The sequence below is a fragment of the Pseudomonadota bacterium genome (assembly GCA_010028905.1).
Taxonomy (GTDB): domain Bacteria; phylum Vulcanimicrobiota; class Xenobia; order RGZZ01; family RGZZ01; genus RGZZ01.
Map to the genome: position 1 here is coordinate 1 of RGZZ01000249.1, position 7,470 is coordinate 7,470.

A 7,470-nucleotide genomic window follows, 5' to 3' on the forward strand; every position below is an offset into this window, starting at 1 on the left:
GTCGTTGCCGTGGACGTGTGGGCGCCACGGGTTCAGCAGGCCGCGCGCAAGCCCCGCGCCGAGAAGGAGAACGATGAGCAGGGCCGCGGCTCGATCTTCACGCGGCGCTCGTGGGGACTCTCGTGGGGACGGGGAGGGGAGGAGGGGAGCGAACACCCCCGCATGGTAGCGGGCGCTGTCTGTCGGTGCAACGAACGCGATGCAAACTTCTTGGTTCGCGTCGTTCACATCGTGTTCACGGAACGTTCACACCGCGGCCCTCCGCTCGTCTCCCGGTGGGAGCGCGCGGAGGATCTGCTGGGCAAGGATCGCATAGATCGGCACGTGCAGCAGCTGCACGCCGAACGCCTTGGCTGTCGCGATCGCAAACGGGACGCCCGTGAGATACTGCTGATAGAGCGGGATGATGGCGCACTTCGTCAGCACCTGTCCGACGAGCATCGATGCCATCAGGGAAGGGAGACGAGGCACCCAGGTCTCGCGCATCCCCCTCAGCATCAACGCGGGAACCGCGGCCGTGAGCATGGCGGTGCACGTGTACACGGGATCGTAGGAGCCGTGGGGCGCGAGCTGGGCCCCGACGAGATCGGAGATGGCCCCCACCCAGGCGCCAGACACGGGACCGATCACGAGTCCGCTCATCACCAGGGGAAAGCCGCCCAGGTTGAGTCCGCTGATCGGGGGGGTGAGGAATCGTCGTACCACCACGGCGAGGGCCGCAAAGACTGCGATCTGTGCAACACGACGCGCGTCTGCGCGTCGGCCGGGAACGTGCTCTTGTGCTGCGGGCATGGGCACAGGATAGGGCCGCGCCTTCCCGATGTCAACCCCACGCACCGGTCGTCGTGCGCTCTCGTGACCGCGGGAACGGGGGCTTGGAAGGCTCCTGGTGCATCAAGCGCGAACTTGAAGGGCCGGTCACCGTCGCGAGCCCAGCTGCCCTCCGTCGCTCCCTGCGATTCGTCTCAGAGCGGTCCGGGCGGTCGAACAGCCCCCTCGCCCCGCGTGATCTGAGTCATTGAACCTGAGGAGAGCGCATTGAGCGAAGCCGACGGCGCGCAGCACGATTCCCCCGTCACGAAGCCCGCGCCCCCCGCGCGCGACCCGTCGGCTGGCGCGGTTCGCGTCGCCCCTCCGGAGCCCTATCGCTGCCGTGTCCGCATGAAGTTCACCAAGCAGGGGGCCGTGCGCTTTCTCTCTCATCTCGACCTCTTGAAGTGCGTCGAGCGCGCGCTTCGCCGTGCCCAGATCCCGGTGGCCTACACCGAAGGCTTCCATCCGCGCATCCGCATCAGCTTCGGGCCGGCGCTTGCACTCGGTCACGCCAGCGTGTGCGAGCTCATGGACATCGACATGGCCGATGACATCGATGCCGACGACGCCGCGCGTCGCCTCGGCGCCGCGCTCCCGGTCGGCATGGAGATCCGTGCGGCGCATCTTCTCGAGCGTGGCGCCCGCTCGCTGCAGGCCTCTGTGGAGCGCGGTCGTTATCACGTGGCGGTCGAAGCGCCGCCCGATGTTTCGCGCGACGCGCTTGCTGCCGCGGTTGCCGGCTTTCTCGAGCTGACGGAGATCACGCTCCAGAAGAAGACCCGCACCGTGAACCTGCGCGCCTTCGTCCACGATCTGCGCGTGGCGGAGGGCGAGTCGCTTGCGCTCGAGATGCTGCTTCAGATGGGCCAGGAGGGCAGCGTACGGCCGGAAGACGTGGTCTTTGCGCTCTTCGGAGGTGCGGCCGGGGTGGCGCACGCGGAGCGTGTCGCGCTTCAGGCCAGGATCGACGGGACACTGGTGGAGCTGTGACGTTCGACCTCCTGGCTCGCTGGGGCGCGCTGATCGTGGCCCTCGTCGCGGTGGCGGTGCTGGTGGGCGTGCGACGAAGGTCTGGCCGGCTTCTCGCCGAGGCAGAGGCGCGGCTGCGCGACGCCGATGCGCGGGCACGTCACAACGAAGCGCTCGAGGCCCAGGTGCGCGTGCTCACCCGCGATGTGGGGCAGGCGCAGTCACGGGTCGATGAGGAGCGCGCTGCGCGCGTGGCCGCGGAAGAAGAGGCGCAGCGGCGCCAGCTCCTGCTCGATCTCGGGGCCTCGGTCTTCGGCACGCTCGAGCTCACCAGCCTGCTGCCTTCGCTGCTGAAGAAGCTGCGTGAGCGCCTGGCCTTTCACGCCGCGGGCATCTTCCTCTTCACCCACGACAAGACCGAGCTCGCCCTGGTTGCGATGGAAGGCCTGCACGAGAGCGAGATGGCGGGGCAGCTGCGCGCCGACGTGAACCTCCCCGCCATCGTCGCGAGCAGCGACAAGCCCGTCCTGGTGACCGATGCGGCTTCCGATCCCCGCTTCGAGCGCCTGGTATCGAGCGCCCGTGTGCGCTCGGCGCTGTATCATCCCATCTCTTCGAACAAGAAGGTGTATGGCGTCATCTGTCTCTGGTATCACGAGATCGGGTCCTATGCGCAGCGCGACGTCGACCTTCTCGCGTTGATCACCGCGGAGGCCGCGCGCGCCATTCGAAATGCAGAGGTCCACCAGGAGCTGAACGCGCGGCTGAACTTCATCGTGACCCTCTGGGAGGCTTCGAAGACCCTCAACAGCTCGTCTGTGGAGAGCGACCAGCACACGTGGCGGCGCAGGCTCGAGGAGGTGGTGAGGTCTGCGGCGTTCCTCTTCGGGGCGGAGAAGGCCGTGCTGCTCCGCTACGACGGCGTTTCCGCGTGGCGGAGAGCTCGCTTGTGCGGGTGGCCAGCGCCCTCAACGATTCGAAGGCGGGCCTGCCGTTTCTTCTAAGGGCACCGTTCCAGGTCCGCAACCTCGTGACCGACTCTCGTCTGGGTGAGCTGGCTGGATTCGCGGAAGCAGAAGGCACCACGAGCCTGCTCTGGGCGCCGCTCATCGGCCGTCAGCGTACCCTCGGGGCACTGGCGTTGCTCACCCAGGGCGCGCGCAGCTGGACGCAGATGGAGCTCCAGTGGCTCGACATCTTTGCCAACGTCCTCTCGGTGACCCTCGAGAACACCCATCTCTTCCAGGACCTCGCGACCGAGAAGAGCCAGCTCCAGGTCCTTGTCGACAACGTGCCCGAAGGCGTGTTCACCACCGATGCGCAGGGACGGGTGCTGACGTGGAACGCGGCTGCGCACCGCATCACCGGGTGGTCGCTGGCAGATGTGGCTGGCCGTCGGTGCGCTGAGCTCATTCGCTGCAGCACGGTCGAGGAGACCTGGTGCGAGACGCGCTGTCCATTGAAGATCGCCATGCAGACGGTGGCGCGGTTCGACTCCGGTGTTCACGGCGTCTCGCTGGCCCGCGCAGATGGAACGGCCGTGCCCGTGTTCATCACCTCGGGTCCCATCGTGAGCGATGATGGAACGGCCATGGGCGCGGTGCTCGTGTTCCGCGACATCACCAAGGAAAAAGAGATCGAGCAGATGAAGGAGGACTTCCTGGCCACCATCACCCACGATCTCAAGAGCCCCCTGGCTTCGGTGATGGGCTACGCCGAGCTCATGCTCAACCCGAAGCTGGGCCCGCTGAATGACAACCAGCAGGAGTTCGTGCAATCGATCCTGCGATCTTCGAAGACCCTGCAGTTCCTCATCGACAACATCCTCGAGATCACCCGCATGGAAGCCGGGGAGATGCAGTTCAATCCACGCGCGTTCAACATCGGCAGCGTGCTCGCAGAGATCCGGGAGATGTTCGTTCCGCTTGCGGCCCCGAAGTCGCTGCGCCTCGAGGTGCGCTGTGACGATGCCATCATCGTGCGAGGCGACCGGGACAAGATCAAGGAGGTCTTCATCAACCTCTATGCCAACGCCGTGAAGTTCACCCGGCCCGGCGGCGCCATCACGACCACGGTCGAGGCAACAGACGAGCGGGTCACCATCCGGGTCGCCGACACCGGAAAGGGCATCGCCGCCGATCAGATCGCGCGTCTGTTCGAGCGGTTCGCGCAGGTGAAGTCCGATGAGCGCAGAGGCACGGGCCTGGGCCTCTACATCGTGCGTCGCATCATTCAGGCGCACGAGGAGTCGGTGGAGGTGCAGAGCGAGGTGGGCGTCGGCACGACGTTCTCGTTCGGGCTCCCTCGGGTCCGCATTCAGGGGGGCGACGCGCTTGGCGTTCTCGTGGTCGATCGCGACGAGGAGACCTCGGCAACGGTGCAGCGAATCCTGGAGGAGGAGGGCATTGCCACCGCTCTGGCCAACACCGCTCGCGATGCCTTGCGCGCGGTCTCGCAGCGAAAGCCTCGGGTTCTGCTCATCGATTCGCAGCTGCCGGAGCTGACGAGCGAGAACCTGCTGGAAGAGCTCAAGAGCGCGTCTTCACGCGAAGGGCGCGAGCTGGGCATCCTCATGCTGTGCAACTGGCGAGAGGACGTACCGGTCGAGTCGGAGCGACGGGTCTATCGCCCCCCCGAGGCAACAGAGCTGCTGCGCAAGGTGCGCGCACTCATTCCGACCGAGCCTGCGACGGGTGCGCAGAGAGAAGCTTCATGATTTCAGTGTCTGGGATTCACGGAGGACGATGTACAAGGAAATCTACATCAGCATAGACGACCTGGAGAGCCGTGTTGCCGTCATGGAAGACGGTCGGCTCGTCGAGATCTACATCGAGCGGGAGGAGCGGCAGAGCGGAAGCATCTACAAGGGACGCGTTGCAAACGTGCTTCCGGGCATGCAGGCGGCGTTCGTCGACATCGGACTCGAGCGAAATGCCTTTCTCTGCAAGGACGACCTCGAAGCTGGGATGGGTGAGGAAGAGTACGAGGCGTTCAAGAACGCGTCCATCAAGGACATGCTCAAGGTGGGTCAGGAGACGCTGATCCAGATCGTCAAGGAGTCCATCGGCACCAAGGGAGCGCGGGTCACCACGGGCATCACCCTCCCGGGACGCTATCTGGTGCTGCTCCCCACCGCCAACTACGTCGGGGTGTCACGTCGCATCGAATCAGAAGAGGAGCGGCGTCGCCTCAAGGCCCTGGCTGATCAGCATCGGCCTGAAGGGGTCGGGCTCATCGTGCGCACCGCGGCCGACGGTCGGTCGCAGGAAGAGCTGCTGCGCGATCTCGAGGCGTTGGTGAAGCTGTGGGAGCGCATCCGGGAGAAGGCCCGCACGGCGAAGCCCCCGGCCCTGGTCCACCAGGAGCTCACGCTGGTGTACAAGGTCATTCGCGACCTGTTCACCGAGGATGTCGATCGGCTCATCGTCGATTCGAAGTCAGAGTACGAGCGCATCGTCGATCTGATGGACATCTTCTCACCAGAGCTGAAGAGCCGCGTGCATCTGCACAGCGATCGGCGTCCGCTGTTCGAGCTCCACGGTGTCGAGAAGGACCTCGAGAAGGCGCTGCGCCGGCAGGTCTGGCTCGAGTCCGGGGCCCATCTCATCATCGACAAGACCGAGGCGCTCACGGTCGTCGACGTGAACACGGGCAAGTTCATCGGCCGTTCGAACCTGGCGGATACCATCCTCAAGACGAATCTCGAAGCGGTAAAAGAGATCACCACCCAGCTGCGCCTTCGTGATCTCGGGGGCATCATCATCGTCGATTTCATCGACATGGATCGCCACGAGGACAAGATACGGCTGCTGCAGGCCCTGGGCGAGGCCCTCAAGCGCGATCGCACCACAACGCATCTCGTGGGCATGACCGACCTCGGCCTCGTGCAGATCACGCGCAAGCGCGTCGGGCGCGATCTTGCCGATACGCTGCGGGAGACCTGCCCGTGCTGCAAAGGCGTCGGATCTGTGGAGACCCTTCAGACCGTGCGCGTGCGCGCCGAGCGCGAGGTGAGGCGCCTCGCCCTCGATCAGAAGGCGGAAGCAGTGAAGCTCGTGGTGAACCCGCGGGTGGCACAGGCGATGGTGGGTTGGGAAGGCGAGGAGATGCAGCGGCTCGAGAAGGCCGTGCGCAAGCCCGTCCATCTGCGCACCGATCGCGATTTCGCGCGCGATCGCGTCGACACACACGCCATGGGTTCGCGAGAGGCTGACGATCGGCTCAAGCCCCTGCGCGTGGGGCTCGAGACAGACGCGGTCATCGAAGATACCTTTGGAGGCAACCTCCAGAGCGGGCTTGCGGTGGTCGATGGACAGCTCGTGGAAGTTCTTCAGGGCGGGAACATGGTGGGCGATCGGGTGCGCGTGTGCGTCACCCATTCCAGCCGATGGTATGCCCAGGCGCAGCTGAAGCGCTGAGCGCTGTGTTCGGCTGACTCGCCGTTGTGAGCGGCGCGGCGGGTCAGTCTTGCTTCTTCAGCGTGTCTCGGAGCTGCTGCATCTCGGCCTGCTCGAGGTGGTCGACCTGCTGGCGGATCGTTCGCAGGCTCGCGAAGACGTCGTAGACCGCCAGTGCCGAGGCGGTGAGAACCATGCCGAGCACCGCAAGCCAGTAGTACAGCTGGCGGTAGATGAGCTCCTGGGGCGCGCCTCTCTCCGGCGGCGCGCTTCCGAAGTGGAGCATGAAACCGACCAGGGCGATGAGAAGCGCCCCGAAGGCGCGCCGCAGGAACCTTCCCCAGTGCGCAGCACCTCGCTCGCGCTCGACCTGAAGGGTGCGCGTCTCGACGCCCAGCAGCGTCGCGGCGGCGAGACAGAGAAGGAACGGCAGAACGTAGAGGCGGGTGAGCTCCATGCGAACATCTGGGACTTCGGCCTGCCCGGTCAAGCCCCTCTTGCGATTCGCGAGGGGATCGCCCACAAACCCCGAACTCACATCGCATCGCACCGCTTCCTGGGTGCGGCGTGGAGGAGCAACATGGACGAGACCCCTCTCTCCCCGGGAGAGCAGCGCACCCACGAACGAAAGGGCCTGCGCGTTCACAGGCTGATCCGGGCCACGCTCGAGCGCGACGGCGAGTCACGCGAGAAGTATCTCTACGTGGTCGACATCTCAGAGGGTGGCATCCGTCTCAATGCAGACGATGCGTTCGAACTTGACCGTCCCCTCCGGCTCTGCTTCACGTTGCAGTACCTCGAGTTCGATGTGACGGTGCGCCCCATCTGGCAGAAGAGCCTGGCGGGTGGCACGTGGACGTGTGGCTTTGCCTATCATGAGCCGACACCCGAGCAGCAGGCGCAGATCGCACAGATGTATGAGTCGTTCACCGTGCACGGGCGCAGAGAGCGCTTTCGACTCAAAGCGCTGGTCTCCGTCGCTCTATGCCCAGAGGGCGAGGAAGGGTGGTTCAACATCCTTCTTGTCGATATCTCGCCGAAGGGCCTGCGTGGGCTTCATGACGAGGCGCTCGACAAGGAGCGGCTCTACAACGTGCGCGTCATACTGCCCGACATGAGTGAGGCGGAGGCTTCTGCTCGCGCGGTCTGGCAGGAAGAGGTGGGACCTACGCGTCACGAGTTCGGCATGCAGTTCGTGGCCATCGATGAGTCCTACGCGCAGCGCATCCAGTCGTTCATCGACAGATCGGTGGGGGTGGCCTGACCCACCCTGCCTGTCATCGCGTCTCTC

Annotated in this window: 8 protein-coding genes; 5 read left to right on the top strand and 3 right to left on the bottom strand. The window is 65.3% G+C overall.

All coding sequences use genetic code 11. The annotated features are described in order from the left end of the window. Together EB084_15750 and EB084_15755 are read right to left on the bottom strand one after the other, a co-directional pair. The coding region (locus tag EB084_15750; GenBank protein ID NDD29712.1) for a hypothetical protein at positions 1-228 on the bottom strand (228 nt) is incomplete at its 3' end. Positions 229-246: 18 nt separating this feature from the next. Beyond that, complete coding sequence (locus EB084_15755; protein ID NDD29713.1) at positions 247-837, bottom strand: folate family ECF transporter S component; 591 nt, start codon at positions 835-837, stop codon at positions 247-249. 201 nt (positions 838-1,038) lie between these two features. On the opposite strand from EB084_15755, the gene EB084_15760 reads away from it, so the two are divergent. From EB084_15760 to EB084_15775, 4 genes are read left to right on the top strand one after another with little or no spacing between them, the layout of a single operon-like run. Beyond that, positions 1,039-1,803, top strand: a complete 765-nt coding sequence (locus EB084_15760) for a DUF2344 domain-containing protein (GenBank protein NDD29714.1) — start codon at positions 1,039-1,041, stop codon at positions 1,801-1,803. Beyond that, positions 1,800-2,786, top strand: a complete 987-nt coding sequence (locus EB084_15765) for a GAF domain-containing protein (GenBank protein ID NDD29715.1) — start codon at positions 1,800-1,802, stop codon at positions 2,784-2,786. Before EB084_15760 ends, EB084_15765 begins: the two co-directional genes overlap by 4 nt. Continuing rightward, the gene (locus EB084_15770; protein NDD29716.1) at positions 2,714-4,498 is read left to right on the top strand and encodes a PAS domain S-box protein; all 1,785 of its coding nucleotides are present in this window, start codon (positions 2,714-2,716) and stop codon (positions 4,496-4,498) included. Before EB084_15765 ends, EB084_15770 begins: the two co-directional genes overlap by 73 nt. Before the next feature lie 28 nt (positions 4,499-4,526). After that, complete coding sequence (locus EB084_15775) at positions 4,527-6,200, top strand: Rne/Rng family ribonuclease (GenBank protein NDD29717.1); 1,674 nt, start codon at positions 4,527-4,529, stop codon at positions 6,198-6,200. A gap of 43 nt (positions 6,201-6,243) precedes the next feature. Here EB084_15775 and EB084_15780 read toward each other — a convergent pair whose 3' ends face one another. Next, complete coding sequence (locus tag EB084_15780) at positions 6,244-6,702, bottom strand: hypothetical protein (GenBank protein NDD29718.1); 459 nt, start codon at positions 6,700-6,702, stop codon at positions 6,244-6,246. 57 nt (positions 6,703-6,759) lie between these two features. On the opposite strand from EB084_15780, the gene EB084_15785 reads away from it, so the two are divergent. Beyond that, positions 6,760-7,443 carry a PilZ domain-containing protein gene (locus tag EB084_15785; GenBank protein ID NDD29719.1) on the top strand — a complete coding sequence of 228 codons (684 nt, stop codon included), beginning with the start codon at positions 6,760-6,762 and terminating at the stop codon, positions 7,441-7,443. Positions 7,444-7,470: the final 27 nt, after the last annotated feature.

Bases quoted from the DNA above. Each gene is read 5' to 3' on its own strand.
- EB084_15775 (NDD29717.1), top strand. From the start codon at position 4,527: ATGTACAAGGAAATCTACATCAGCATAGACGACCTGGAGAGCCGTGTT.
- EB084_15785 (NDD29719.1), top strand. From the start codon at position 6,760: ATGGACGAGACCCCTCTCTCCCCGGGAGAGCAGCGCACCCACGAACGA.